This is a genomic window from Streptomyces sp. TOM-9, from assembly GCF_056858595.1.
In genome coordinates this window covers 5,812,681-5,839,227 of record NZ_JBXEQB010000001.1, presented here as the reverse complement: position 1 = coordinate 5,839,227, position 26,547 = coordinate 5,812,681, and the positions used below count along the sequence as shown (strand labels likewise).

The window sequence follows — 26,547 nt, the reverse complement described above, 5'->3', positions numbered from 1 at the left end:
CGGATCCGGCAATCCGTTCACGAAGTGACTCTTGAGATGTCCGCGACAGACGGTACATACTGCGTCGGCAAGGCGGGGGCTTCGCCGGGGGGAACGCCGTGGGGGAACATCGCGTGCGCGCGCCCGGGGACGAGCGCTCCCGCGTGTCATGACGCAGACACAAGGGGATACGTTGCACCGACGATGGAAGAAGGCGCGCGCGGCAGCGCTCGCAACGGGGGTCGCGGCGGCACTGACCGCCGGCACCGTCGCACCGGCCTCGGCGGCCGGGCCGGCGGCCACGGGGCCGGCCGGCTCCGCGTCCGCCACGGCGGTCAAGGACCGCGTGTGGATCACGCTGATCACCGGCGACCGGGTCGCCGTGGACTCGCAGGGCAGGCCCGTCGCCCTGAAACGCGCCAAGGGGCGCGAGGACGTACCGGTGCAGATACGCCGACAGCACGGGCACGTCTACGTCGTCCCGCAGGACGCGGTGCAGCTGATCGCGAAGGGCCGGGTCGACCGCCGGCTCTTCGACGTGACCACGCTGAGCCGGGCCGAGTACCGCAAGGCGGCCCAGCGCCGCGGCATCGGACTGATCGTCACCTACCGGGGCAGCCGCCCCGAGGCGCGGGCCGAACTGCACCGGGCCGAGGGCGCCGAGGTGACCCACACCTTCACGGCGCTGGGCGGCGAGTCCGTCACCGCGCCCGAGGACGCCGCGGCCGGAGTCTGGACGGCGCTGACCGACGCCGCGCCGGGCTCCCCGTACGCCACCGCCGAGTCCGGCCTGCGCACGGTCTGGCTGAACGCGATCCAGAAGGCCGCGGCCGAACCGAGCTGGAACACCCGGCAGATCCACGCGCCGGAGGCCTGGGACGCGGGATACGACGGAACCGGCGTCACGATCGCGGTGCTGGACACCGGCGTCGACAAGAGCCACCCGGACCTGACCAGCCGGGTCGTCGCCGAGAAGAACTTCTCCACCGCCGACAACCTGCTCGACCACTTCGGCCACGGCACCCACGTCGCCTCCATCGCCGCCGGCACCGGCGAGAAGTCGGCCGGTGCCTACAAGGGCGTGGCGTCGGGCGCGCGGATCATCAGCGGCAAGGTGCTGGACGACGACGGCTTCGGGGACGACGCCGGGATCATCGCGGGCCTGGAGTGGGCCGCCGCCTCCGGGGCCAAGGTGGCCAACCTGAGCCTCGGCGGGGGCGACACCCCGGGGGTCGACCCGATCGAGGAGACGGTCAACCGCCTGTCCGCGGACACCGGCACGCTGTTCGTCATCGCCGCGGGCAACGAGGGCGACGGCGCCTCGACCGTCGGCTCCCCCGGCAGCGCGGACGCCGCGCTGACCGTCGGCGCGGTCGACCAGGACTCCAAGCTCGCCGGCTTCTCCTCGCGCGGCCCGCGCGTGGGCGACGGCGCGGTCAAGCCCGACGTCACCGCCCCCGGCGTGGACATCACCGCGGCCGCGGCCAAGGGCAGTGTCATCGACACCGACCCCGAGGTCCCGCACACCGAGGACCGGAGCTACCTGACCATCTCCGGTACCTCGATGGCCACCCCGCACGTGGCGGGCGCCGCGGCGATCCTCGCGCAGGAGCACCCGGACTGGACGGGCCGGCAGATCAAGGCCGCGCTCACCGGCTCCACGACGGACGGCGGCTACACCGCCTTCCAGCAGGGTTCCGGCCAGATCGACCTGGCCCGGGCGATCCACCAGGAGGTGGTCGCCGACCCGGTCTCGCTGAGCTTCGGCGTCGCCCGCTGGCCGCACGCCGACGACGTGCAGCAGTCCAGGACGATCACCTACCGCAACTCCGGTGGCACCGACGTCACCTTGGACCTGTCGGTCACCGGCAAGGACCCCGACGGCGCCGCGGCGCCGGCCGGGTTCTTCACCCTCGACAAGCAGCAGGTGACCGTGCCGGCCGGCGGCACCGCGGAGGCGACGCTGACCGCCGACACCACCCTCGGCACCGCCGACGGCGCCTACAGCGCGGCCGTGGTGGCGGGCGACGGCACGCGGTCGGTGCGCACCGCCGCGGGCGTGGTGCGCGAGGCCGAGTCGTACGACCTGCGGATCACCAACCTGGACCGCGACGGACGGCCGGCGACGGCCTACGACACGCTCGTCGTAGGACTGGACGGCGACGCGTTCGAGGAGGTCACCAACGACAACGGCAGCACGGCGCTGCGCCTGCCCAAGGGCAGCTACGCCGTGGACAGCCTCATCGTGAAGCTCGCGGCCGACGGCCGGACGTTCAAGAGCGCGAACTGGGTGAGCCGCCCGCTGGTCGAGCTCACCGGGGACACCGAGGTGACGCTCGACGCGAGCAAGGCCAAGCCGTTCGCGTTCACGCTGCCGGACCGGGCCGTACGGCAGTCGGACCTGATGGTCGGCTACAACCTGAACCACGGCGCCGCCGGCACCGGCCTCAGCTTCAACACCGGCACGCTGCGGGACTTCCGCACCGCGCACTCCGGTCCCGCGCTGACCGCCGCCGAGTACCAGGCGACCGTCGCCGGCCTGTTCGAGCACGGCTCGAAGGTCTACACGGTGGCGTACGGCCGCACGAAGTCGTTCTACACGGGCTACACCAAGACCGTGCGGAGCACCGACCTGGCGAAGATCACCACCACCGGCGGCTCCTCGGTGAAGCGCAAGCTCGGCGCGGTCTTCACCACCCCGTTCGTGAACGCGGCCATGGTGACGCCGAGCGGCTTCCTCACCGGGCTGCCGTTCACCAGGACCGTGTACGTCAACGGCTCCGGCGTCAGGTGGGCCCAGGACTTCCTGCAGACCGACTCCTCCGGTGAGGTCCCCGAGGGCTACTACGAGGCCCCGGCCCGGTCCTTCACCAAGGGCAGGAGCTACAGCCGCAGCTTCAACGTCGGCGTCTTCGGGCCGAAGCTGGACAAGTACTCCGGCATCGTGCGCTCCGGTGACGAGATCTGGGGCACCGTCGGCCTGTTCACCGACGGCCAGGGCCACAGCGGCTTCGCGTCGTACGACAAGGCCACCACGACCCTCTACCGCAACGGGACGAAGGTCGGGAGCCACGACGTCGCGCTCGACGACGGCGCCTCCTTCACCGTCGACGGCCGCAAGGCCGGTTACCGGCTGACCACCTCGGTGACCCGCGCCACGACCGCGGCGGTCAGCACCCGCGTCACCGCGTCCTGGACGTTCTCCTCCCAGCACGTCGGCGGCGACGTCCCGGCCACGCTGCCGGTCTCCGTGGTGCGCTTCACCCCGTCCCTGTCCGCCACGAGCACCTCCAAGGCGAAGGCCACGGTCAAGGTGCCGGTGACGGTCCAGGGTGCGGCCGCGGGCCGCAACCTGAAGTCGCTGAAGGTGTACGTCTCCACCGACGGCGGGGCGCACTGGTCGAAGCTGACGGTCAAGGGCGGCAAGGTGACGCTGAAGAACCCCAAGGCGGGCAAGGGCGTCTCCTTCAAGGCCCTGGTCAGCGACAAGAAGGGCAACACCCTGTCCCAGGTGATCTACAACGCGTACCTCGCGAAGTAGCAGGACCAGGCGGGTATCAGGGCGGCCCGCGCGGAACGGAGCTCCGTTCCGCGCGGGTCGCCCGCCTGCGCACGCTGCCGGCCGGCGCTCGGCGCGACCGGCCGGCTCCCCACGCCCGGGAGGGCGGGATAGGAAGCGGACCATGAATGCCACGCTCGGTGCGATGATCACCGCCGTCGTCGGGGTGCTCGGCACCCTGTTCGCGCCCGTGCTCGCCCAGCGGGGCACCGACCGGCGCCGCCTGGCGGAGGCAGCCGAGGCGGAACGGCTGCGCCGGTTCGAGGAACGGCGGGCGGCGTACACGGCGGTGAACCGGGCCTCGCGGCAGTTCCACACGCTGCTGAAGGACGCCCTGCACCGGATCAGGGACGGCGTCTACGCCGCCGAGGAGCGGGACCAGGTCGAGGAGTCCCGGCGGGAGTACCGGGACCGGTACGCCGAGGCGCAGATGATCGTCCCGGAGCGCGTCCTGGAGGCCTCGCGGGACGTCAACCGCGTCCTGGCGGCGGCGGACGCCGCGGCCAAGCGGCTCGACCGCGGCCTCGCCCGGGACGGCGAGAGCCCGCAGGGCGCGCTGGAGGACCTGAAGGACGCCGAACCGCTGCTGCGGACGCTGCAGCGGTTGATGCGCGAGGACCTGGGCGTCACGGACTGACACGCCGCTCGGCCCCCGGCGACGGGCGCCGGGGGCCGGGGGTGGGGACCGGGGTGGGTACGGGGGCCGGGGGGCCGGGGTGCGGCGGTCTCAGGCCGCGGGGGCCCGCTCGGTGACGGTGACCCGGCCCTTCTTGATGGTGGCGACCCGGGTGGCGCGCCGGGCGATGGCGGAGTCGTGGGTGACCATGACGAAGGTCAGCCCGTACTCCTTCCACAGCCCCTCCAGCAGGGCGAGGATCTCGTCGCGGGTGTCCTCGTCGAGGGCTCCGGTCGGCTCGTCCGCGAGCAGCACCTTGGGGCGCTTCACCAGCGCCCGGGCGATCGCCACACGCTGCTGCTGACCACCCGACAACTCGCCCGGCAGGTGGTGCAGACGGTCGCCGAGGCCGACGGAGGCGAGGGCCTCGGCGGCGCGGGCACGGCGTTCGGAGGCCTTGACGCCCAGCGGGACGAGGGCGGTCTCGACGTTCTCCTGGGCGGTCAGGGTCGGGATCAGGTTGAAGCTCTGGAAGATGATGCCGATGTTCTGCGACCTGACCTTGGTCAGCCGGGCCTCGCTCAGCCGGGCCAGGTCGGTGCCGTCCAGCTCCACCGAGCCCTCCGTCGGGCGGTCGAGGCCGCCGAGCATCTGCAGCAGCGTCGACTTGCCGCCGCCGGTCGGGCCCTGGATGACCAGCTGGTCGCCGTCATCGATCACGAGGTCGACGCCGCGCAGCGCGTGCACGGTGTCCTTGCCGCGCGAGTAGCGCTTGGTCACGCCGCTCAGCTTGTACATGAGATGACTCCTGAAGTCCTGAAGGGGAAGGGTGGGGGCCGCGCCACGCCGGGGGGAACGTGCGGCACGCGGCCCCCGGTCTCGTGGGGCGGGTGCGGCTACTCGACGCGGCGCAGGGCGTCGGCCGGGCGCAGCCGCGAGGCCCGCCAGCCGCCGAAGGTCCCGGCGATCAGACCGCCCGCGACCGCCAGGACCACCGCGAGGACGATGGTGTTGACGCTGACCGGTGCCTGGAGGGCGATCTCGACGGCGTCACCGGCCGCGCGCCGGGCGGGGCCGCCGAAGCCACCGGGGCCGCCCGCTCCGCCGCCACCGCTCCCGCCGCCACCGACGGTGGCGTCCAGCGTGGGGCTGATCGTGGTGATGAGGTAGGCGCAGCCGAGGCCCAGGGCGATGCCGAGGGCGCCGCCGATGAGGCCGTTGACGATCGCCTCGCCCATGACCTGGCGCGTCACCCGGCCGCTCTTCCAGCCCAGCGCCTTGAGCGTGCCGAACTCGCGCACCCGGCGGGAGACCGCGGAGGAGGTCAGCAGCCCGGCGACGAGGAAGGCGGCGATCAGGACGGCGATGGAGAGCCACTTGCCGACGTTGGACGCCAGGTTGGAGGCCGTGGACAGCGAACCGGAGACGGTCGAGGCCAGGTCGGAGGAGGTGGTGACCGTCGTGCCGGAGATGTTCTTCTGGATCGCGGACTTGACGGAGCCGATCTTCTGGGAGTCGGCGGCCTGGACGTAGACCGTGGTGACCTTGTCCTTGGCGTCCGCGAGCGTCTGCGCCTGCTTCAGCGGGATGTAGACGTTGGCGGAGGAGGAGCCGCTGTCGGCGGTCGCGATGCCGATGATCTCGAACGTGGTGCCGGAGATCGTGAGCGTCTTGCCGACGGTCAGCTTCTTCTGCTTCGCGTACGCGCTGTCGAGCACGGCGACCTTGGCGTCGTCCTGCGCGCTGGTGAAGGTCTTCCCCGAGGTGATCTTCGACGAGGTCAGCGGACCGAGGGCGGGGTGCGCGACGTCCGTGCCGAAGACGGTGAAGTTGTTGATGTCGAAGTTGGCTCCGCCACCGCGCACCGTGCCTTGCGGCTGGCCGCTGCCGCCGCCCCGCTGCCGGTTGCCGCTGCCCGGTGCCTGCTGGAACTCACCGCGCTGGAACTGGCCGTTGACCTTGATGACGACCAGGCTGAGCCCGCCGACCGCGTCCTTGACCCCGCTCTGCTCGGAGACCTGGTCGACGACCGAGGACTTCAGCGACTGGAAGCCCTGCACCATGACGCGGTCGCTGCTCTGCTCCTTGTCGTCGCCGCGCGCGTCGAACTGGAAGCGCGGTCGCTGCGCGGAGGCCGAGTCGGGGTCGGCGGCCTTGGTGACGGTCATGTCGGTGCCCAGGCCGTACAACGACTCCAGCACCTTGCCCTGGGCCTGCGTCATGCCGGCCGACACCGAGTTGACGGTGATCACCAGGGCGATGCCCAGTGCGAGGCCCATCGCGATGACGAGCGCCGCCTTTCTGCGGCGTCGGAGTTCGCGCCGGAGGTACGTGAAGAACATGCGATTCCTCGCCGAGTCAGGAGAACGGGAAGCGGGAGGGAGGCGGTGCCTGTCTCTCCACTGCGGCGACGGTAGGAACCAGCCGTGATGAGAGCCTGAGCGGCGGATGAGAGCCCTATGAGAAACCCTCCCGCCGGGGCGGTGCGGCCACTGCAGTACCTTGCCCTGGACCCCCGCACGCCCGCCGGGCCGGGCCGGTGGCGGATTCACGGAAGGCCGGGGCGGGGGCACGGGCCGGATGAGAAGGTCGGCGCCCGGCGGGGATCGTCCCGGTGGGGAGACCGGCGGGGGCACGAGCGACCGCACGACGTGGGGAGACGCGGATATGACGGACGGAACACCGTGGGGCGGCGGCGGTTGGGGCCCCGGTCACGGGACCGGCGGCGGCACGGGAGGCGGCGGCTTCGGACCGCCGCCCCCGCCGGCGCCGCCGTACCCGCCGCAACCGCAGGCCCACCACCAAGCGCCCTGGTACCCGCCGCACAACGGCTACCCCACACCGCCGTCCCGGCGGCGCGGCCCGCTGCTGGCCGTGGCGGGACTGGCCACCGCGGCCCTGGTCGCCGGCCTCCTCATATGGGCTCCCTGGAGCGGGTCCGGCGACGGCAAGGGCCCGGCGGCGACCGCACGCAAGGACCCGGCGGCGGAGGCCGAGCGCATGCTGCGCGAGGCGGCGGACACCATGGGCGGGGCCCAGGTCGTCTCCTACCGGGGCGACTTCGCCCTCGACAGCGGGACGAGCACCCCGTTCGACCTGCAGACCACACCCGGCGGCTGGGGCCGTGGCTCGCTGCAGGACGAGGGCGCCACCGTGCGGCTGCTCACCACCGACGACCACCGCCTGACCAAGGCCGACAGGGCGTACTGGAAGGACCGCGGCTACGCGGGCGACCTCCTCGACCGGATCGACGACCGCTGGCTGGACTCCTCCGCCGACCTGCCCGAGATCGACGACCTGACGACCCCTCTGGACCCGGCCAACGTCTCGGCGCTGCTCCGTGACGCCGCCGACCGCGGCCGCCCGGACGCCATCTCCTCCTCCACGGTCGCCGGACGCCCCGTCAAGGTGCTGACCACGACCGGCGGCCGCTTCTGGATCACCGACTCCGCCCCGCGCACCCTGCTGCGCCTGGCCGCGGGCGACTCCCCCGCCGCATCGGGGCCGCTGCCCCTGCCCGACGGCCTGGACACGACGGTGGCCGCGCTCACCGGCGCCGACCGCGAGACCTTCACGACCGCCTACGACCGGGACCTCGCCGACCTGAAGTCCGCCGTCGACCCGGCGGTCAGCTTCAGCACCACGGGGAAGGCCCGCTTCTCCCCCTGCGGCAACAGCAGCTGCACCGCCCGCTTCACCCTCCAGAACTCCCTGTACGACGCCCTGGACGACCCCGAGACCACCGACGACCCCGTGTACGCGGAGATCAGCATCGCCATCACCCTCGACGGCCGCAAGGTGAAGACCTGCGTCTTCCACAAGAAGATGAAGCCCTCCGGCACCGTGTCGCTCACCTGCACCGCCACCTACAGCGCCGCGACCACCAAGGACCACACCGTCCGCGGGCTTCCCGACGCCTGGGCTCGCGCGGTGCCGGACGACGAACTCTCCCGCCTGCGGGCGGACTTCGCCAAGGGCGTCGTGGACGGTCAAGCGGCCTGAGCCGCCCGGCGGGGCAGCGCCGCGCGGCCGCCGTCGAGGGTGACGTGCAGGCCGTCGGACGTGACGTCGACCGAGGTCGCCCGCAGGGCGAGGGGGTAGCGCGCCCGCGGGGCCCGGTCGGCCAGCCGCCGCTCGATCCGGTCGACGACCGCCGGCGCGGCGACCCGGCCCAGGAACTCCGCGCCGGTCACGGTGACCGCCACCCGGCCGCCACGGAGCACCGGGCGTACCGTCACCCGGCCGAATCCGCCGCCGAGTTCGAGCCGCAGCGTGCCCGCGACCGGGTCCGGCACGACGTCCGTGACCGGCAGGCCCCCGTCCGTACCGCCGCTCCCGGAGCGTGCGCGCAGCGACCCGGCGGGAACGCGGACGTCGGCATGGGACGACGCCACGGTCGGTGCGCCGCCGAAGCGGAGGCCGTCCAGGCGGACGCGCACCGAGGCGCCGTGCAGTCGCCCCACGGTGACGTCGTCGCCGGCGACCTCGACGCGGTCCAGGCGGCGGTGCGCGAGCGCGGACAGCGCCGGCCCACCGCCGGTGTCGACCGCCACCCGGTCCGGGGCGACGCCGAGGGCGCGGCCCGCCGCGGCCGCGACGCGGTGGTGGACGACGCCCCGCGCGACCAGCTCACCGGCCCCGCCGCTCAGGGCCGTCAGCGCGACGGACGCCACCAGCACGGTCCTGGCCCGGCGCCGCCGGACGGCCGTCACCGCGTCTTCCCTGCGGCCTCGGCACGGGCGGGCGCGGGAACGGCCTGCGCGGCGCGGCCGCCGCCTTCCGGGTCCAGGCGCGGCAGCAGCCGGTCCAGCCAGGGCGGGATCCACCAGTTGGCCCGGCCGAACAGGTACATCGTCGCGGGGACGAGGAGCAGCCGGACGATCGTGGCGTCGACGACGACGCTCACCCCGAGCCCCAGCGCCAGCATCTTGACGACCACGTTCGCCGACAGGAGGAAGGCGAGGAAGACGCTGGTCATGACGATCGCGGCGCAGGAGATGACCCGGGCGGTGGCGGCCAGCCCGTGCGCCACGCTCCCGTGGTCGTCGCCGGTGGCCAGCCAGGACTCGCGGATCCGGGAGAGCAGGAAGACCTCGTAGTCCATGGACAGCCCGAAGACGATGGCGAACATCATCATCGGGACGTAGGACTCCACCGGCACGCTCTCGCCGACACCGAGCCACGGACCGCCCCAGCCCCACTGGAAGACGGCCACGACCACGCCGTACGCGGCGCCGATCGACAACAGGTTGAGCACCGCGGCCTTGGCGGCGACCAGCGGGCTGCGGAAGACGGCGAGCAGCAGGAGGAAGGCCGCGCCGACGACCACCGCGACGATCACCGGCAGCCGGTCCACCACGACGTCCCGGAAGGCAAGTTGGGCCGCCGTGGTCCCCGTGACGTGGCCCTGGGCGCCGGTGCCCCGCAGGGCGGCGGGCAGCACGTCGTCCTGCAGGCGGTGGACGAGGTCGGAGGTGGAGCGCTCCTCGGGCCCGCCGCGCGGGGTGACGGTCGCGACGAGCAGGGCGCCGTCGGGGGTCGCGGACGGGGTGGTCGCGGCGGCCACGTCGCCGGCGCCGGCGAGGGTCTCGTGCAGTGCCGTCGCCAGACGTTCCCGGTCGGCCGAGGTCCCGGTGCGGTCGGGGTCCAGGGCGACGACCACGGTGAGCGGGCCGTTGGTGCCCGGACCGAAGCCCTCGGAGAGCAGGTCGTACGCGCGGCGGTCGGGGTTGCCGGCCGGGCCCGCGCCGGCGTCGACGTGCCCCAGCCGCATCGAGGCGAGCGGCACGGTGAGCACCCCGAGCGCCAGCACGCCCGCGGTGAGGAAGAGCCAGGGGCGCCGCCCGACGGCGCGGGCCCAGCGGTGCCAGACGTCGGCGCCGCCCGGGGCGGGTTCGTCCACCGGCGTGCGCACCGACCAGCGGTCGATCCGGCGGCCGAGCAGTCCCAGCAGCGCGGGGGTGAGGGTCAGTGAGGCCACGGCGGCGACCGCGACGGTGACGCCCGCGGCGGCACCGAGGGTGCCGATGAAGACGACCCCCGAGGCGTACAGGCCCGCCAGGGCCATCGCCACCGTCACGGCCGCCACGATCACGGCCCGGCCGCTGGTGGCGAGGGTGCGTCCGGCGGCCTCCGCGGGGTCGTCGACGGTGTGCAGCAGCCCCCGGTGGCGCGTGGTGAGGAAGAGCGCGTAGTCCAGGCCCACGCCGAGGCCCATCATCGTGGCCAGCGTGGGGGCGGCGGCGCCGAAGGACCAGGCCGCCGCGAGCAGCCCCAGCAGGGCCGTCCCGGCGCCCAGCCCGAGGACCGCGGTGAGCAGCGGCAGTCCCGCCGCCGCGAGGCTGCCGAAGCCCAGCAGCAGCACGGCGACCGCGGTGCCCAGGCCGATCGCCTCCGAGGCCCGGTCCGCCGCCTTGGGCCGCGCCAACTGGCCCAGCGGGCCGCCGTACTCCACGGTGACGCCGTCGGCGCGCAGCGCCGAGACCGCCGTGTCGACCTCGGCGACGTAGGAGCGGTCGAGGGTCGCGGGGTTGGTGTCGAAGCGGACGCCGACGTACCCGATGGCGCCGTCGGAGGAGACCGCGCCCGGGGTGGTCAGCGGGTCGGCCGCGGACAGGACGTGCGGCAGGTCCGCCACGCGGGCGACCGCCGAGGCCACGGCGTCCCGGTGGTCCGCCAGCCCGCCGTGCCGTGCCCGCAGCACGATCTGCGAGGCGGTGCCCCGGGTGCCGGGCGCGCCATGGGCGTCGAGGAGGTCCGCGCCGGTCTGCGCGGAGGTGCCGGGCAGCGCGAAGTCGTCCTGGTACGCACCGCCCCAGGCCCGGTCGGCGGCGACCGCGGCCAGCAGCACCAGCAGCCATGCGGCGATCACCCGCCACGGGTGCCGGGCGCAGCCGCGTCCGGCCCGGTGCAGCAGACCGGGTCCGGCGGTGCGGGGCGGGCGGGTCCTGCGCAGCAGCAGGGCGACGGCGACGAGCGCGACGACGCCCGCCGCCAGGGTGGCGCCGAGCAGTGCGGGCTCCGCGCCGGCGTGTGGGAATGCCACGACCTGTTCCTCCCTCCGCCCGGCCGGATCGCCGGGCACCGCCCGCATCGTGGCGGACGGACGCAAGGACGGCGTTGGCGGAATGTTCGGGGAGTGTCAGGATCCCCGCCGCCCGCGGGGCCGCGGCGAGAGGGGTGGTTAGCATCGGGGCCATGGCGGAAGAACGAGGCCTCGTCCTGGTCGTCGAGGACGAACGGCACATCGCCGACCTGCAGCGGCTGTACCTGACCCGGGAGGGCTTCGGCGTCCACGTGGAGGCCGACGGGCCCTCCGGGCTCGCCGCGGCGCGCCGGCTGCGGCCCGTGGCGATCGTGCTCGACATCGGGCTGCCCGGGCTCGACGGCACGGCGTTCTGCCGCGCGCTGCGCGACGAGGGCGACTGGACGCCGGTCCTCCTGGTCACGGCACGCGATGAGGAGGCCGACCGGATCCTGGGCCTGGAACTGGGCGCGGACGACTACGTCACCAAGCCCTTCTCGCCCCGCGAACTCGTCGCCCGCGTCAAGACCGTCCTGCGCCGGGTGGACGGCCCGCCCCGCGGCGGACGGCCGCGCACCCTGGGCCCGGTGGCACTGGACCCGGTGCGCCGGACCGTCCACAAGGACGGTGAGCCGCTCACCCTGACCGCGACGGAGTTCAACCTCCTGGCGTGCCTGATGGGCCACCCCGGCCAGGTCTTCACCCGTGACCAGCTGCTCGCCCACGTCTGGGGCGCCCCGGACTACCGCGAGGGCCGTGTGGTCGACGTCTACGTCTCCCAACTGCGCTCCAAACTCGGCGACCCCTCCCTGATCCGTACGATCCGCGGCGTCGGCTACAGCGCCGCCCCACCCCGCCCGGCCCCGGCGTGACCGGTCGCGGTTCGCTCGCCGGGAACCTCGTGCTGCTCACCACCGCCGTGGCGGCCGTCGCCGTGCTGCTGGCCGGGCTGGCGTCATGGCACACGATCCGCACGACCGCCGAGGCGCAGGAGCGCGACCGGCTCGCACGGCAGGCCGACGTGCTCAGCCGTACCCCGGCGCTGTCGTCCCTGCTGCTGGAACGGGAGCAGCGGCTGGCCGGCTCGAACGGCGTCGAGCTCGCGGTGGTCGCGCCGGACGGTACGACGGCCGGGCCGGCCGCGCCCGCCGTCACCACGGCCGTGCTCGCGGCGCTGCGCGGCGGGGACCCGGCGTCGGCGACGGCCGCCCTCGGCGGGCGTGCCGTGCTGGTGGAGGGTCATCCGTCCCCGGGCGGTGGCGCGGTGGTGCTCACCAAGCCCTTCACCGCGGTCGACGACGCCGCCGCCCGCATCCGCGGCGCTCTCGCGCTGCCCCTGGCCGCCGGACTGGCCGGCGCGGGCGCAGCCGGTGCCCTGCTGGCCCGGCGCCTGGCCCGTCCCCTGACCGCGGCGGCCCGCACCGCCCACCGCCTCGCCGCCGGCGAGCGCGGGCTCGCCCTGCCGGACGACGGCCCGGCCGAGGTCGCCGAACTGTCCGCCGCGCTCACCTCCCTTGACGCCGCCCTCGCCCGCAGCGAGAACCGACAGCGCACGTTCCTGCTCTCGGTGTCGCACGAGATCCGCACCCCGCTGACCGCCGTGCGCGGCTACGCCGAGGCCCTCGCCGACGGGGTGATCGGCCCCGACGGCCTCCCCGCCACCGGCCGCACCCTGCTCGCCGAGACCGGCCGTCTCGACCGCTTCGTCCACGACCTGCTGGACCTCGCCCGCCTGGAGGCCGACGACTTCCGGCTCGACGCCGCGCGGACCGACCTCGACGCCCTCGTCGAGGACGCCGGCGCCGTCTGGGCCGACCGCTGCGCCCGCCACGACGTGCGCTTCCGCCTCGAACGCCCGGGCCGCCCACTGCTCGCCGACACCGATCCCTTCCGGGTCCGCCAACTCCTCGACGGCCTGGCCGAGAACGCGCTGCGCGTCACCCCGGCCGGCCGCCCGCTCGTGCTGGCGCTGCGCGCCGAGGTCGGCGAGGCCGTGTTCGAGGTCCGCGACGGCGGCCCGGGACTGACCGAGGACGACCTCACCGTCGTCTTCCAGCGCGCCGCCCTCGCCACCCGCTACCGCGGCGTCCGCCCCGTCGGCACCGGCCTCGGGCTCGCCATCGCCCACCGCCTCACCACGGTGCTGGGCGGCACCATCTCCGCCGCGTGCACCTCCCCCGAGGGCGGTGCCTGTTTCACGGTCCGGCTGCCGAGGCGCCCGTGAGCGCGTGTGTGCGGCGCCGTCGTGGTTGCGGTGCGTTGTCGTGTGCGCGTGCGTTGCGCCTGCGGCGGGCGCTTCCCCCCCCCCCCCCCCCCCCCCCGCCCGCCCAATTGCCCGCCGCAGGCGCAAACAACCCGCACACGACAACCGGCCGCAACCACAACCCCCCGCCCCGGACAACGCACTTGCCGGGAGTCCACTCGAAGAGGTTCGCTGGTACCCCATGAGGTACACACAGCTCGGCCGCACCGGCCTCAAGGTCAGCCGCATCGTCCTGGGGACGATGAACTTCGGCGGGCAGACGGACGAGGCCACCAGTCACACGATCATGGACGCCGCGCTGGACACGGGGGTCAACTTCTTCGACACGGCGGACATCTATGGCACCGCCGAGGACAAGGGCCTGACGGAGAAGGTCATCGGCTCGTGGTTCGCGCGGGGCGGGGGCCGCCGCGACAAGGTGGTGCTGGCCACGAAGGTCTACGGGAACATGTCGGCGGACGGGAAGGCGTGGCACGAGGAGTCGTGGCCGAACCACGACCGGCTCAGCGCCCTCAACATCCGCAGGGCGGTCGAGGCCAGCCTGCGGCGGCTCGGCACGGATCACATCGACGTCTACCAGTTCCACCACGTCGACCGGCGCACCCCGTTCGAGGAGATCTGGCAGGCGGTGGACGTGCTGGTCCGCCAGGGCAAGATCCTCCACGCGGCGTCGTCGAACTTCCCCGGCTACAAGATCGCGCAGGCCAACGAGGTCGCCGCGAACCGCGGTTCGATGGGTCTGGTCAGCGAGCAGTGCCTGTACAACCTGGCGGAGCGCCGCGCCGAGCTGGACGTGATCCCGGCGGCGCAGGAGTACGGGCTCGGTGTGATCCCGTGGTCGCCGCTGCACCAGGGGCTGCTGGGCGGCGCGCTGCGCAAGGAGCGGGAGGACGGCGGGGCCCGCACCAAGGTGGGCCGGTCGGCGGCGGGGCTGGCCGACCCGGTGGTCCGGGCGCGGGTGCAGGCGTACGAGGACCTGCTCGGCAAGCACGGGCTGGAGCCCGGCGAGGTCGCGCTGGCCTGGCTGCTGACCCGGCCCGGGGTTACCGGGCCGATCGTGGGGCCGCGCACGCCGGAGCAGTTCTCCTCGGCGCTGCGCGCGGTGGACCTGGAGCTGGACGAGGAGCTGCTGGCGGGTCTCGACGAGATCTTCCCCGGACCGGGCCCCGCCCCGGAGGCCTTCGCCTGGTGACCGGGTCCGGTGGCGCCGGCCCGATCAGGCCGGCGCCGCCGCGAGCCGCTTCGTCAGCACGCGCTCGGGGCGTCCGTCCGGCATGACCCCGCCGGGGCCCCCGTCGTCGGCGAAGCCGTTGCGCACGTAGAGCGCCGTCGCCGGCGTGTTGCCCTCCGCGACGGCGAGGTGGAGCAGGGCGACGCCCGCGGTGCCCGCGGCCCACTCCTCGACGGCCCGGATCAGCAGGTCGGCGACGCCGCGGCCGCGGGCCTCGCCCGCGACCCACATCGAGATCAGCTCGGCGCTGTCCGGCAGCTCGCCGGGGACGCCGCTGGCCATGCCGCGGGGCCGGCCGTCCACGAGGGCGACCAGGTTGTACGAGCCGGGCAGGGCGAGCCGGTCGCGCCAGCGTTCCTCGCGGTCGCCGTCGCCCTGCCAGTCGGCGAGCCGGGCGCCGAAGGCGTGCGGCGCGTCGGCGAGCGCGGCGAGCCGCAGCTCCCGCCAGAGCGGCCAGTCGTCGGGGGTGAGCACGCGCAGTTCGATCACCCCCCGCAGGGTGCCGCCGGGCCGGGCCCGGCGGCAACCCGGTTTCCGCGGGGCTCAGCGGGTGCCGAGCAGGTGGTCCATCGCGAGCTGGTCGAGCTGCTCGAAGGCGGACCCGCGGGTCGCGACGGCGTCGGCGTCGAACTCCTCGTAGGCGCCGCGGTCGGCGAGCAGGTCGGCCAGGGACTCGCCCTCGCCGAGGGTCGGCTGCGCCAGCTGGTCCAGGCGGGCGGCCTTCAGCGCGTCCTGCACGGCCGGGTCGGCGCGGAACGCGGCGGCACGGTCCTTGAGGATGAGGTAGTTGCGCATGCCGCCGGCGGCGGACGCCCACACACCGTCCATGTCCTCGGTCCGCGGGGGCTTGAAGTCGAAGTGGCGCGGGCCCTCGTAGCCGGCCGACTCCAGCAGGTCGACCAGCCAGAACGCCGAGCGCAGGTCGCCGGCGCCGAAGCGCAGGTCCTGGTCGTACTTGATGCCGGTCTGGCCGTTGAGGTCGATGTGGAAGAGTTTGCCGTGCCACAGCGCCTGGGCGATGCCGTGCGGGAAGTTCAGCCCGGCCATCTGCTCGTGGCCGACCTCGGGGTTGAGGCCGACGAGCTCGGGGTGGGCCAGCTCGTTGATGAACGCCAGCGCGTGGCCGATGGTCGGCAGCAGGATGTCGCCGCGCGGCTCGTTCGGCTTGGGCTCGATCGCGAAGCGCAGGTCGTAGCCCTGCTCCAGGACGTACTCGCCGAGGAGGTCGAAGGCCTCCTTGAAGCGGTCGAGGGCGACCCGCACGTCCTTGGCGGCACCGGACTCGGCGCCCTCGCGGCCGCCCCAGGCGACGTAGACCTTGGCGCCCAGCTCGGCGGCGAGGTCGATGTTGCGGATGGTCTTGCGGAGCGCGAAGCGCCGGACCTCGCGGTCGTTGGCGGTGAAGCCGCCGTCCTTGAAGACCGGGTGCGTGAAGAGGTTGGTGGTGGCCATCGGCACCTTCAGGCCGGTGGCGTCCAGGGCCTGGCGGAAGCGCTTGATGTGGCCCTCGCGGGCGGTGTCGTCCGAGCCGAAGGGGATCAGGTCGTCGTCGTGGAAGGTGACGCCGTACGCTCCGAGCTCGGCCAGCCGGTTGACGCTCTCGACGGGATCGAGGGCGGGGCGGGTCGCGTCACCGAAGGGGTCGCGGCCCTGCCAGCCGACGGTCCAGAGACCGAAGGTGAACTTGTCCTCGGGGGTGGGGGTGAAACTCATCGCGGCGGCTCCTATTCGTAAGACCACTGAACAAATTAATATGCCATCGCCGCTTTGTGAAGGGAGCCGCAGGATGGGTAACGGACCGATCGCGCTGGGTGTGGACAGCTCCACCCAGTCGACCAAGGTGCTCGCAGTCGACGTGGAGACGGGCGAGGTGCTGGCCAGGGGACAGGCCCGGCACACGGTGAGTGAGGGCGCGGGCCGCGAGACCGACCCCGAGGTGTGGTGGCGTGCGCTCGGCGCCGCGCTCGCCCAGATCGGGCCGTACGCGGAGCGCGCCGACGCCATCGCGGTCGGCGGCCAGCAGCACGGCCTGGTCGTCCTCGACCCGGTCGGCCGGCCCCTGCGGCCCGCCCTGCTCTGGAACGACGTGCGGTCCGCCCCGCAGGCCACCGCGCTGGTGGAGCGGCACGGCGCCGCGTACTGGGCGGAGCGCTTCGGCAGCGTGCCCGGCACGAGCTTCACCGTGACCAAGTGGGCCTGGCTCACCGAGCACGAGCCGGAGACCGCCAAGGCCGCCGCGGCCGTGCGCCTCCCGCACGACTTCCTCACCGAACGGCTCGGCGGCGCCGGCGTCACCGACCGGGGCGACGCCTCCGGCACCGGCTGGTGGGCCACGGACACCGAGACGTACGACGAGGCGCTGCTCGCCGAGATCGGCCTCGACCCGGCCCTGCTGCCCAGGGTCCTCGGCCCCGGCGAGGCCGCGGGGGTCACCCTGCCCGGGCTGCCGCTGCGCGAGGGCGTCCTGGTCGGCGCGGGCACCGGCGACAACGCCGCCGCGGCCCTCGGCCTCGGGCTCCTGCCCGGTCAGCCCGCGCTGAGCCTCGGCACCTCCGGCACGGTCTACACCCCCGCCGCCACCCGGCCCACCGACCCCACCGGCATCGTCGCCGGCTTCGCGGGCGGGCACGGCGACTGGCTGCCGCTGGCCTGCACCCTCAACTGCACCCTCGCCGTCGACAAGATCGCGGGGCTGCTCTCCCTGGACCGCGAGGCGGTCGAGGGGGGCGGCGGCACGGTCCTGCTGCCCTTCCTCGACGGCGAGCGCACCCCCAACCTGCCGTACGCCTCCGGGCTGCTCACCGGGCTGCGGCACGACACCACCCCGGGGCAGATCCTCCAGGCCGCGTACGACGGCGCGGCGTACGCCCTGCTCACCGCACTCGACCAGGTGCTCGCGGTCGACGGCACCACCTCCGACGAGCCCCTGCTGCTCATCGGCGGCGGCGCCCGCGGCACGGCGTGGCGGGAGACCGTGCGGCGTCTGTCGGGGCGGGCCGTCCGGATCCCCGTCGCGGACGAGCTGGTCGCGCTGGGCGCGGCCGCGCAGGCCGCCGGGCTGCTCACCGGGGAGTCCCCGCAGGCCGTCGCCCGCCGCTGGGACACCACGGCCGGCCCTTCCTACGACCCCGTCCCGCGCGACGACGCCGCGCTCGACCGCCTCGCGGCGGCGCTGGCCGACTCCTTCGACGTGCGGTGAGCCGCTCGCCCCGCCCTGGGTCCGGCCGCCGGGCGGGGCGTGCGAGGGTGGGGGCAGGACGACGTTGACCAGGACGGATGACGGACGAGAGCGGAAGGGGACCGGGGCGTGGCGGAAGGGCCGGGGTCGCAGGCGGGGTTGCGACGGCGGAATCTGGCGCTGGTGATGCGAGCCGTGGCGGAACACGGCGAGGTCTCGCGCGCGGCCGTCGCCGCCGAGGTCGGGCTGACCCGGGCCACCGTGTCGACCCTCGTCGACGAGCTGCTCGCGGCCGGCCTGCTGGTGGAGCTGGGCACCCAGCGCCCCGGCACGGTCGGCCGCCCCGGCACCGCCCTGGCGCTCAACGACACCGGTCCGGCGGGCCTCGGCGCCGAGGTCGGGGTGGACCACCTCGCCGCCGTCGCGGTCGACCTGCGCGGCACCGTGCGCGCCCGGGCCCGCGTCGAGGCGGACAACCGCGGCCGTCCGGCGCCGGAGGTGCTGCGCGAACTCGCGGCGCTCGTCGGCGGGGTGCGGCAGGAGGCGCGGGCCGCCGGACTGAGCGCGGCCGGACTGACGCTCGCCGTGCCGGGCCTGGTCGGCCGGGACCGGCAGGTCGTGATGCGGGCGCCGAACCTCGGCTGGGAGGACGTCGACGCCGCGGGCTGGTTCGACCGGGCAGGGGGCGACTGCCTCGCCGGAGCCCGCATCCCGGTCACGGTCGAGAACGAGGCCAACCTCGGCGCCCTCGCCGAGCTCTGGCTGGGCGGCCACGAGGGCGTCACCGACTTCGTGCACGTCTCGGCGGAGATCGGCATCGGCGCGGCGCTGGTCGTCGACGGCCGGCTGTTCCGCGGCGCGCGCGGCTTCGCCGGGGAGCTCGGCCACGTGCCCGTGCACCCGACGGGCCCGCGCTGCTCCTGCGGGGCCCGCGGCTGCCTGGAGCAGTACGCGGGCGAGGAGGCCGTGCTGCGCGCCGCGGGCATCGCCCCGGAGCGGCCGGACGCGCTCAAGGCCCTCCAGGCGGCCGCCGTGGAGGGGGACCCGGCGGCGTTGAAGGCGCTCGCGGCCGCCGGGCAGGCCTTCGGGATCGCGCTGAGCGGCGCGGTGAACCTGCTGGACCCGCAGGCCGTCGTGCTGGGCGGCACCCTGGCCTCGCTGGCGCCGTGGCTGCGCTCGGCCGTCGAACGCGAGCTGGGCCGCCGCGTGACGGACCGTCAATGGCGCGCGGACGCCGTGCGGGTGTCCCGGCTGGGCCGCGAGGGCGTGCTGCTCGGGGCGGCGTACAGCGTGGTGCGCTCCGTCCTGGACGACCCCCAGGCGCTGCGGACGCGGTAGCCCACCGGGCGCCCCGCCAGGGCCCGCGTCCGGACCAGGCAACAGCCTCGCAACAGCTCGTCACGGCCCGTCACACGACGTACGGAACCGTCACCTCGGGCCGTTACGATGCGCTGCGCGGCGCGGCCGGGGGGCGGCGCCGGTCCGTGTTCCGGAGGGGGATCCCTGTGTTCGTGCTGTCCATCCTGCTGCTCATGGCGGCGGTCGTGCTGTTCTTCGTCGCCCGGGGCCAGAGCTCCGTCGGCTGGAAGCTGGGAGCGGCGCTCAGCGCCCTGGCGGGCGTGCTGGCCGGCGTCTTCGCATGCGTCCACGTCGTGAGCGCCTACGAGGTCGGCGTCCCGGTGACCTTCGGCAAGGTCGGCTCCCCGCTGACCTCCGGCATCCACTTCAGGTCGCCGTTCACCGACGTCACGTCGTTCTCCACGCGCCCGGTCGACCTCGATCTGCACGACAAGGACGTGGTCGAGGTGCGCTCCTCGCAGGGCGGGGTGCTCTACGCCGACGTGACCATCAAGTGGGCCGTGGTGCCCGCCAAGGCCGTCGAGCTCTACCGGCTGGCGGGCAACGAGGAGGCCATCCAGTCGCGGCTGGTGATGCCGGACAGCCGCGAGATCATACGCAACGTCTTCGCCAAGCACAGCAGCGAGGAGGGGTACGCCTCCGGCCGCGAGCGGATCGGGTCGGAGATCGACGCCCTGATCAAGCAGCGCCTCGCCCCGCGCGGCATCGACGTCACCGCGGTGAACCTGCGCAACGTGCGGCCCTCCGACCAGTTGCAGGAGCAGATCGACAAGAAGATCCAGCAGGAGCAGGCCACCGAGCGGGCCACCGAGGCGGCCAGGACGGCCAAGGCCGAGGCGGAGCGCAAGCGGATCGAGGCGGAGGGCATCGCGAGCGCCAACCGGATCATCGCGCGGTCGCTGAGCGACAAGGTGCTCTACAACCAGTGCCTGGACGCCTACCGCGAGGCCGCGAAGTCCAACCCCGTGTACGCGGTGCCCTGCGGCACGGGCGCGAACGGCTCCCCGGTCATCGTGGACGGCACGAAGGACTGACGGCCCGCCCGGCGAGGGCGCGAAGGACGCCACAGGGGCCCGGAACCTCATGGTTCCGGGCCCCTGTCGCCGTCCGGGGCGGGAGCGGTATCAGACCGCGCTGCCGGCCTTCCAGGCGCTCCAGCTCATGTTCCAGCCGTTGAGGCCGTTCGCCGGGTCGACGGTCTTGTCCTTGGAGTTCTTCACGATCACGACGTCGCCGACGATCGAGTTCGTGTAGAACCAGTAGGCGTCGGTGGAGGTGTCCTTGGCGCCCTTGGTGTCGTTCAGGCCCACGCAGCCGTGGCTGGTGTTGACGGCGCCGAACACCGAGTCGGCGCCCCAGTAGTTGCCGTGGATGAAGGTGCCGGACGTGGTCAGGCGGATGGCGTGCGGCACGTCCTTGATGTCGTACTCGCCCTTGCCGTCGTCGTCGGTGAAGCCGACCGTGGCGCCGTTCATCCGGGTCTCGGTGAACTTCTCCGACATCACCATCTGGCCGTTGTAGGTGGTGTTCTCGTCCGAGCCGGCGGAGATCGGGATGTTGCGGATGACCTTGCCGTCGCGGGCGACCTTCATCCGGTGGGTCGAGGCGTCGACCGTGGAGACCTGGCTGCGACCGATCTTGAAGCTGACGGTCTTGTCCTGGACGCCGTAGATCCCGGAGGAGCCCTCGACGCCGTCGAGGTTCAGCTTGAGGGTGACGGTGGAGCCGGCCTGCCAGTAGGACTCCGGGCGGAAGTCGAGCCGGGTGGAGTTGAACCAGTGGCCGACGACCTCCTGGCCGCTGCTGGAGGTCACCGCGATCGCCGACTGGACGGCCTTCTTGTCCTCGATCGCCTTGGTGAAGTTGATCGAGACCGGCATGCCCACGCCGACGGTCTGGCCGTTCTCGGGCGTGTAGTAGCCGATGAAGCTGTGCGCGGAGGTGACCGTGGTGAAGGTGGAGTTCTCGGCGGCCTTGCGGCCCTTGCCGTCCTCCGCCTTGGCGGCGATCTTGTACTGGGTCTCCCGCTTCAGCGGGCCGTCGGGCGCCCAGCTCGACCCGTCCGCGGAGATCGTGCCCTTGACGGCGGAGCCGTCGGCGACCGAGGTCATGGTGACGCTGGTGAGCTCACCGTCGGTCACCTGCACCTTGGCGCCCGTGTTGATGCTGACGTCGCTGGCGCCGGTCTTCGGGGTGATCGATATTCGGGCGTCCGAGGAGTCCTTGGCCGCCTGCTCGTCGACCGAGGCCTGCGACTTGGCGTTGTTGTCGGAACCGGCCGTGCCCGCCTTGTCTCCCCCGCAGGCGGTCAGCGTGATCGCCCCGACGGCGAGCAGCGCCAGAGCTGCCAGCCCGGCTCGCCGCTTGCGCGAGGGACTCGTGTCGGTGGCTGTGCCGGTCTCGGCGCGCTTCACACAGATCTCCAATGTCTTCCGGTACGCGTTTCCCCCGGCCCGCGTGCGTCGCGGGCCACGGCCCTCGATCGAGCCTCACTCGTACGTCCAGGAACTGCCAGGGTCTTTGGTCCGTTCCCCCACCCCGGGAAGTGTGGGGAAGAACACGTGCGTGACGCACGTGACATGGGCGCGGTCACGCGGCCCGTGCGAAACCCCGGACCCGTGAGGGGCCCGGGGCGGGTGAGTCACGCACTGCCGAAGACGCGTTCAGCGTCCCTGCGGTTCCTCCTCCTCGATGTCGGCTTCGTCCACCTCGTCGTCCACCTCGTCGTCGGCCTCGTCGTCGTAGAGGTCCCACTCGTCGGAGTCGGGGTCGTACTCGGTGTGGGCACAGGACCAGGACGCCTGCACCAGTTCGATCCCCGGCACGCTGGTGACCAGGTCGAACGGATCGACCAGGTAGGCCAGCGCCTCCGACTCGTCCTGCCGCACCGACGCCTCGGCGTGCTGCCGCTCGTCGTCCGGCATGTACTCGTCGCCGCCGATCTGGTCCAGCGCGGCGTCGGTCAGCTCGCCGGACCCGGTGATCTCCAGGACCAGCTCCACCTGGAGCCGCACGTAGCGCGGCCCGCTCTCCCCGGTGGGGATGTCAGTAGTGCTCATGTGACGGAGCGTATGCGGGGGAACGGCCCCCGTTGCGCAGGCAGTCCGCTTCCGGCGCGGAAGGATACCCGCGGCAGCCCTCCGGGAACCCGCGGAAGCTCCGGTTCCGGGGTCGAACTTCCCTCAGCGGCGGTTGTCTCACTACCATCGGCCTTCACGGTCAAGTCGCCGCAACCGCTGGGGGATCCGTTGACCTCGCACCGTCCACCCGCTTTCGTCGCCGTCACGGCTGCCGCCGTGCTCGGCGCCCTGTACTTCGTGCCCAACGCGTCCGCCAATGCCGAGCACACGGCGAACACGAGCGCGCAGTCGTCCGTTTCCACCGCCACCGCCGGGTCGGGCACCGACCAGGGACAGCACCTGGCGGACACCGGCAGCGTCGACACCACGCCGTACCTGGTCGGCGGGACCGCCTTCCTCGGCCTGGGCGCGGCGCTCGTGGTCAACGCGAGCCGCCGCGCCCGCGAGATGTACTAGGAACCCGCCCGCCCCGGCCCGGAGGCCGGGGCGGGGCAGGGGTCAGGCGAGCGGGCCGGTGACCGACTCGGCCGCCGCCACCAGACCGCCGCCGCGCACGAAGTCGTACGCCGCCTCCAGGTCCGGGGACAGGAAGCGGTCCGGGCCGGGGCCGCCCACTCCGGCCTCGCGCGCCGCCTTCACCACGGCCTGGGTCGCCGGGGCGGCCACCAGTACCTCGCTGCCCTGCACGCGCAGCTCGACGGCGCGCGACGCGGCCATCAGCTCGACCGCCACGATCCGGGCCAGGTTGTCCACCGCCTGCCGCAGCTTGCGCGCGGCCGACCAGCCCATCGACACGTGGTCCTCCTGCATCGCCGAGGACGGGATGGAATCCACCGAGGCCGGGACCGCGAGCCGCTTGTTCTCGCTGACCAGCGCGGCCTGCGTGTACTGGGCGATCATCAGGCCGGAGTCCACGCCCGGGTCGTCGGCCAGGAAGGCGGGCAGGCCGTGCGAACGGCTCTTGTCCAGCAGCCGGTCGGTGCGCCGCTCCGCTATCGACCCGAGGTCGGCCGCCGCGATGGCCAGGAAGTCCAGCACGTAGGCGACGGGGGCGCCGTGGAAGTTGCCGTTGGACTCCACACGCCCTCCCCCAGAGCCTTCGTCGGCGAAGACGACCGGGTTGTCGACGGCGGAGACCAGCTCGCGGTCGGCGACCGTCATGGCGTGCGTCACGGTGTCCCGGCCGGCGCCGGCCACCTGCGGGGCGCAGCGGATCGAGTACGCGTCCTGGACCCGCGGGGCGTCGTCCTGGTGGTGCCCGGTGAGCCCGGAGCCGGCGAGCACGCGGCGCATGTTCTCGGCGCTGGCCGCCTGGCCGGGGTGCGGGCGGATCGCGTGCAGCTCGGGGGCGAGCACCTTGTCGGTGCCCAGCAGCGCCTCCATCGACAGCGCGGCGGTGACGTCGGCGGCGGTGAACAGCCGGCGCAGGTCGTCGATGGCCATGACGAGCATGCCGAGCATGCCGTCGGTGCCGTTGATGAGGGCCAGGCCCTCCTTCTCACGCAGCTCGACGGGCTCGATGCCGTGCTCGGCCAGCAGCTCCGCGGCGGGGCGCACGACGCCGTCGGGGCCCTCCGCCTCGCCCTCGCCCATCAGGACCAGCGCGCAGTGCGACAGCGGTGCCAGGTCGCCGGAGCAGCCCAGGGAGCCGTACTCGTGGACGACGGGGGTGATGCCCGCGTTGAGCAGCGCGGCCATCGTCTCGGCGACGACCGGACGGACACCGGTACGGCCGGAGGCCAGCGTCTTCAGCCGCAGGAACATCAGCGCGCGCACCACCTCGCGCTCCACGTGCGGGCCCATGCCGGCGGCGTGCGAGCGCACCAGGCTGCGCTGCAGCTGCGCGCGCAGCTCGGGGCTGATGTGCCGCACCGCGAGCGCGCCGAAGCCCGTGGAGACGCCGTAGACCGGCTCCGGTTTCGCCGCCAGGGCCTCCACGACCTCGCGCGCCGCGGCGATCCCGGCCAGCGCCTCCGCAGACAGCTCGACCCGCGCACCACCGCGGGCCACCGCCAGCACGTCCTCCGCCGCGGCCCCGTGGGCCCCGATCACCACGTTATGCATACTCATATTCACGAACCCTACGGACTGAATCGCAACCTGTCACGTGCCCGACGGGCCTCTTCCGCGCGGCCCCCGCCGCACCCGCCGGCCCGTCCCATGGTGCGCTCCCCGGGCCGCGGGCGGGGCTTCAGTCCCGCCCCCGGAAGCGGCGCCGCTCCACGTCGTGGCCCGCGGGCTGGTCGGCGAGCCGGACCACCGGGTCCTCCGGCGCCCCACGCCCGGCGACCACCGGCTCCACCGAGTGCAGCGCCTTCGCCCGGTACTGGGCCGCGTCCGCCAGCCGGAACAACCGGCGCCCCGAGGTCACCGCGCCGATCTCCGCGTCCGTGGACGCCACCCCGACCGCCACCCCGTCGCCCAGCCCCAGCCACTTGGTCCGCACGCACAGCTCCTCGGCGACCGCCACGACCTGCTCCGCGCGGTGCCCCACCGACAGCAGGCAGAACTCGTCGCCGCCCAGCCGCGCGACCAGGCTGCCCTCCAGTGCGGCCCCGCACAGCGACAGCACGGAGCCGAAGCCGACCAGCAGCCGGTCGCCGACCGCGTGCCCGAGCTGGTCGTTGACCCGTTTGAGCCCGTTGAGGTCGCAGACCATCAGGCTCACCGGGGTCCCGTCGGCCCGGTGCCGTTCCACCGCCTCCTCCAGCCGCTGGTCGACCGCCCGCCGGTTGGCCAGCCCGGTCAGCGGGTCGGTGAAGGCCAGCCGGCGCACCTCGGCCAGCCGCTCGGTCTGGGCGATCCCGGCCGCGGTGAGCGCCGCGAGCACGGTCGCGAACTCGGCGTCGTCCCGGTCGAAGACCGGCCGCCCGGCGCCCCGGGCCACGTACAGCTCGCCCCAGGCGAGCCCGTGCAGCATGATCGGCGCGACGACGCAGGAGGTGCGGCCGCGCCGCCGCAGCGTGGCCACCCGCTGGTGGCAGTAAGCGCCGGTACGGCCCTCCGCCGGGCCCTCGGCCGTCTCGATCCAGGCGTGCGGCTCGCCGCCCTCGGTCCACTTGACGTGCAGGAACTCCACGATCTCCGGGAAGTCCGCGACCGAGTACACCTCCTCGACGGGCTGCGGCTCCTCGCCGGGCGCCAGGTCCCCGTCGTTGACCAGCACCCGCAGCCGTCCCCGGTCGCGCTCCCAGCGGGAGATCGCCGCCATGGAACCGCCGAGGGCGATCCGCGCCGAGGACGCGGCGGCGACGGCCGCCTCCATGGGCGACTTCGCCGCCGCCACCGCCCGCGCGAGTTCGGCGACGGCGCGCAGTCGAGCGTCCCCGCCGGTGCCGTTCATGCGCCCGTCTCCTGTCGCCCGCAGACTTTTTACCAGTTTGCGACGTTCGCACGGCCCCGCACGTTACGCGCCCGTCGGCGCGGTCGTTTTCCGCCTCAATCACTCACCCGGCCACACCGGGTCGCGCTTCTCGTTGAAGGCCGCGACACCCTCGGTGCGGTCCCCGGAGAAGGCGACCGTGCGCCATGCGGCGTCCTCGACGTCCAGCCCGGTCCGCAGGTCCGTGCCCTGGCCCAGCCGCAGCGCCCGCTTGGCCGCACGCAGGCCCACCGGCGAGTTCCCGGCCATCCGCGAGGCCAGCCCGAGCGCCTCCACACGGTCCTGGCCCTGCTCCGCGAGCACGTCCACCAGACCCAGCGCCAGCGCCTCCGCCGCGGGCACCCGGCGCCCGGTGAAGATCAGCTGCGCCGCCCGGGCCGCGCCCACCCGGCGCGGCAGCAACTGCGTGCCGCCGCCACCGGGGATCACGCCCACCGTGACCTCCGGCAGCCCCACGACGGCCGTCGGGTCGGCGACGATCACGTCGCACGCCAGCGCCAGCTCGTACCCGCCGCCGAGGGCGAAGCCGTGCACCGAGGCCACGGACGGCATCGGCAGTTCCAGCACGGCCGTGTAGGCGGCCCGCGTGTACGGGCGCTGCCGCGCGAGGTCGGCGTCGGTGAAGGAGTTGCGCTCCTTCAGGTCGGCGCCCACGCAGAACGCCCGCTCGTGGGTCGAGGTGAGCACGACGCAGCTGACCGACCGGTCGGCGGACAGCGCCGCGCACGCCTCGGTGACCGCCCGGGCCATGTCCGTCGAGATGGCGTTCATCGCCTTGGGCCGGTCCAGCACCAGTTCCGCCACCCGCCCGGCGTCACCGTGCCTGCGTACCGCCACCCACTCGCCAAACCGCTGCTCGGCCATCGCGCCGCCACC

General features: G+C 74.0%; 21 protein-coding genes. 10 read left to right on the top strand and 11 right to left on the bottom strand.

All coding sequences use genetic code 11. The features are described 5' to 3' along the window. Positions 1-172: 172 nt before the first annotated feature. Positions 173-3,520 (top strand): S8 family peptidase, encoded by a 3,348-nt coding sequence (locus AC1VWI_RS27370; protein WP_499513657.1) that lies wholly within the window; start codon positions 173-175, stop codon positions 3,518-3,520. Positions 3,521-3,662: 142 nt separating this feature from the next. Next, positions 3,663-4,175: a hypothetical protein gene (locus AC1VWI_RS27365; RefSeq protein WP_499513656.1), complete on the top strand. Its 513-nt coding sequence runs from the start codon at positions 3,663-3,665 to the stop codon at positions 4,173-4,175. A gap of 90 nt (positions 4,176-4,265) precedes the next feature. Here AC1VWI_RS27365 and AC1VWI_RS27360 read toward each other — a convergent pair whose 3' ends face one another. Then, on the bottom strand, positions 4,266-4,952 hold the full coding sequence (locus AC1VWI_RS27360) for an ABC transporter ATP-binding protein (RefSeq protein WP_499513655.1): 687 nt from the start codon (positions 4,950-4,952) through the stop codon (positions 4,266-4,268). 98 nt (positions 4,953-5,050) lie between these two features. Beyond that, positions 5,051-6,496, bottom strand: coding sequence for an ABC transporter permease (locus tag AC1VWI_RS27355; RefSeq protein WP_499513654.1), 1,446 nt, complete (start codon positions 6,494-6,496; stop codon positions 5,051-5,053). A 325-nt stretch (positions 6,497-6,821) separates the two neighbouring features. Here AC1VWI_RS27355 and AC1VWI_RS27350 point away from each other — a divergent pair, with 325 nt between their 5' ends. After that, complete coding sequence (locus tag AC1VWI_RS27350) at positions 6,822-8,156, top strand: hypothetical protein (RefSeq protein ID WP_499513653.1); 1,335 nt, start codon at positions 6,822-6,824, stop codon at positions 8,154-8,156. Here the strand turns inward: AC1VWI_RS27350 and AC1VWI_RS27345 are convergent. Continuing rightward, positions 8,144-8,866, bottom strand: coding sequence for an LmeA family phospholipid-binding protein (locus AC1VWI_RS27345; protein WP_499513652.1), 723 nt, complete (start codon positions 8,864-8,866; stop codon positions 8,144-8,146). The two genes, AC1VWI_RS27350 and AC1VWI_RS27345, sit on opposite strands and share 13 nt — an antisense overlap. Further along, on the bottom strand, positions 8,863-11,199 hold the full coding sequence (locus AC1VWI_RS27340; protein WP_499513651.1) for an MMPL family transporter: 2,337 nt from the start codon (positions 11,197-11,199) through the stop codon (positions 8,863-8,865). Before AC1VWI_RS27340 ends, AC1VWI_RS27345 begins: the two co-directional genes overlap by 4 nt. A gap of 152 nt (positions 11,200-11,351) precedes the next feature. Between AC1VWI_RS27340 and AC1VWI_RS27335 the strand changes: the two genes are divergently transcribed. The 3 genes from AC1VWI_RS27335 to AC1VWI_RS27325 all read left to right on the top strand — a co-directional run bounded on the left by AC1VWI_RS27335 (position 11,352) and on the right by AC1VWI_RS27325 (position 14,633). After that, positions 11,352-12,050: a response regulator transcription factor gene (locus AC1VWI_RS27335; protein ID WP_499513650.1), complete on the top strand. Its 699-nt coding sequence runs from the start codon at positions 11,352-11,354 to the stop codon at positions 12,048-12,050. Beyond that, positions 12,047-13,402 carry a sensor histidine kinase gene (locus AC1VWI_RS27330; protein ID WP_499513649.1) on the top strand — a complete coding sequence of 452 codons (1,356 nt, stop codon included), beginning with the start codon at positions 12,047-12,049 and terminating at the stop codon, positions 13,400-13,402. The genes AC1VWI_RS27335 and AC1VWI_RS27330 overlap by 4 nt, the downstream gene beginning before the upstream one ends. Before the next feature lie 220 nt (positions 13,403-13,622). After that, on the top strand, positions 13,623-14,633 hold the full coding sequence (locus AC1VWI_RS27325) for an aldo/keto reductase (RefSeq protein ID WP_499513648.1): 1,011 nt from the start codon (positions 13,623-13,625) through the stop codon (positions 14,631-14,633). A 24-nt stretch (positions 14,634-14,657) separates the two neighbouring features. Here the strand turns inward: AC1VWI_RS27325 and AC1VWI_RS27320 are convergent, their stop codons facing one another. Next, positions 14,658-15,161, bottom strand: a complete 504-nt coding sequence (locus AC1VWI_RS27320) for a GNAT family N-acetyltransferase (protein WP_499513647.1) — start codon at positions 15,159-15,161, stop codon at positions 14,658-14,660. Between the two features lie 54 nt (positions 15,162-15,215). Next, a complete protein-coding gene (gene xylA, locus AC1VWI_RS27315) occupies positions 15,216-16,385 on the bottom strand; it encodes a xylose isomerase (RefSeq protein ID WP_499513646.1) in 1,170 nt (389 codons plus the stop codon). 73 nt (positions 16,386-16,458) lie between these two features. Between xylA and xylB the strand changes: the two genes are divergently transcribed. The 3 genes from xylB (at position 16,459) to AC1VWI_RS27300 (ending at position 20,243) form a co-directional block, all read left to right on the top strand. Further along, complete coding sequence (gene xylB / locus AC1VWI_RS27310; RefSeq protein ID WP_499513645.1) at positions 16,459-17,871, top strand: xylulokinase; 1,413 nt, start codon at positions 16,459-16,461, stop codon at positions 17,869-17,871. A 165-nt stretch (positions 17,872-18,036) separates the two neighbouring features. Beyond that, positions 18,037-19,188 (top strand): ROK family protein, encoded by a 1,152-nt coding sequence (locus AC1VWI_RS27305; protein ID WP_499516926.1) that lies wholly within the window; start codon positions 18,037-18,039, stop codon positions 19,186-19,188. Between the two features lie 167 nt (positions 19,189-19,355). After that, entirely contained in the window at positions 19,356-20,243 is an 888-nt protein-coding gene (locus AC1VWI_RS27300; RefSeq protein ID WP_499513644.1) for a prohibitin family protein, read from the top strand. Between the two features lie 90 nt (positions 20,244-20,333). Here the strand turns inward: AC1VWI_RS27300 and AC1VWI_RS27295 are convergent, their stop codons facing one another. Continuing rightward, complete coding sequence (locus tag AC1VWI_RS27295) at positions 20,334-21,623, bottom strand: L,D-transpeptidase (RefSeq protein WP_499513643.1); 1,290 nt, start codon at positions 21,621-21,623, stop codon at positions 20,334-20,336. Between the two features lie 249 nt (positions 21,624-21,872). Then, positions 21,873-22,268: a hypothetical protein gene (locus AC1VWI_RS27290; RefSeq protein WP_499513642.1), complete on the bottom strand. Its 396-nt coding sequence runs from the start codon at positions 22,266-22,268 to the stop codon at positions 21,873-21,875. A gap of 189 nt (positions 22,269-22,457) precedes the next feature. Here AC1VWI_RS27290 and AC1VWI_RS27285 point away from each other — a divergent pair, with 189 nt between their 5' ends. After that, entirely contained in the window at positions 22,458-22,745 is a 288-nt protein-coding gene (locus AC1VWI_RS27285; RefSeq protein ID WP_499513641.1) for a hypothetical protein, read from the top strand. 42 nt (positions 22,746-22,787) lie between these two features. Here the strand turns inward: AC1VWI_RS27285 and hutH are convergent, their stop codons facing one another. From hutH to AC1VWI_RS27270, 3 genes are all read right to left on the bottom strand, one after another. Further along, complete coding sequence (gene hutH, locus AC1VWI_RS27280) at positions 22,788-24,353, bottom strand: histidine ammonia-lyase (RefSeq protein WP_499516925.1); 1,566 nt, start codon at positions 24,351-24,353, stop codon at positions 22,788-22,790. Between the two features lie 127 nt (positions 24,354-24,480). Next, a complete protein-coding gene (locus AC1VWI_RS27275; protein ID WP_499513640.1) occupies positions 24,481-25,632 on the bottom strand; it encodes a GGDEF domain-containing protein in 1,152 nt (383 codons plus the stop codon). A gap of 99 nt (positions 25,633-25,731) precedes the next feature. Beyond that, positions 25,732-26,535, bottom strand: coding sequence for an enoyl-CoA hydratase/isomerase family protein (locus AC1VWI_RS27270; RefSeq protein ID WP_499513639.1), 804 nt, complete (start codon positions 26,533-26,535; stop codon positions 25,732-25,734). Between the last annotated feature and the right edge of the window lie 12 nt (positions 26,536-26,547).

What these genes read in the sequence shown, in the direction of transcription:
- xylA (WP_499513646.1), bottom strand. Translation starts at nt 16,385, where the DNA reads ATGAGTTTCACCCCCACCCCCGAGGACAAGTTCACCTTCGGTCTCTGG.
- AC1VWI_RS27305 (WP_499516926.1), top strand. Translation starts at nt 18,037, where the DNA reads ATGCGAGCCGTGGCGGAACACGGCGAGGTCTCGCGCGCGGCCGTCGCC.
- AC1VWI_RS27350 (WP_499513653.1), top strand. Translation starts at nt 6,822, where the DNA reads ATGACGGACGGAACACCGTGGGGCGGCGGCGGTTGGGGCCCCGGTCAC.
- AC1VWI_RS27355 (WP_499513654.1), bottom strand. Translation starts at nt 6,496, where the DNA reads ATGTTCTTCACGTACCTCCGGCGCGAACTCCGACGCCGCAGAAAGGCG.
- xylB (WP_499513645.1), top strand. Translation starts at nt 16,459, where the DNA reads ATGGGTAACGGACCGATCGCGCTGGGTGTGGACAGCTCCACCCAGTCG.
- AC1VWI_RS27270 (WP_499513639.1), bottom strand. Translation starts at nt 26,535, where the DNA reads ATGGCCGAGCAGCGGTTTGGCGAGTGGGTGGCGGTACGCAGGCACGGT.
- AC1VWI_RS27335 (WP_499513650.1), top strand. Translation starts at nt 11,352, where the DNA reads ATGGCGGAAGAACGAGGCCTCGTCCTGGTCGTCGAGGACGAACGGCAC.
- AC1VWI_RS27290 (WP_499513642.1), bottom strand. Translation starts at nt 22,268, where the DNA reads ATGAGCACTACTGACATCCCCACCGGGGAGAGCGGGCCGCGCTACGTG.
- AC1VWI_RS27365 (WP_499513656.1), top strand. Translation starts at nt 3,663, where the DNA reads ATGAATGCCACGCTCGGTGCGATGATCACCGCCGTCGTCGGGGTGCTC.
- AC1VWI_RS27360 (WP_499513655.1), bottom strand. Translation starts at nt 4,952, where the DNA reads ATGTACAAGCTGAGCGGCGTGACCAAGCGCTACTCGCGCGGCAAGGAC.
- AC1VWI_RS27325 (WP_499513648.1), top strand. Translation starts at nt 13,623, where the DNA reads ATGAGGTACACACAGCTCGGCCGCACCGGCCTCAAGGTCAGCCGCATC.
- AC1VWI_RS27275 (WP_499513640.1), bottom strand. Translation starts at nt 25,632, where the DNA reads ATGAACGGCACCGGCGGGGACGCTCGACTGCGCGCCGTCGCCGAACTC.
- hutH (WP_499516925.1), bottom strand. Translation starts at nt 24,353, where the DNA reads ATGCATAACGTGGTGATCGGGGCCCACGGGGCCGCGGCGGAGGACGTG.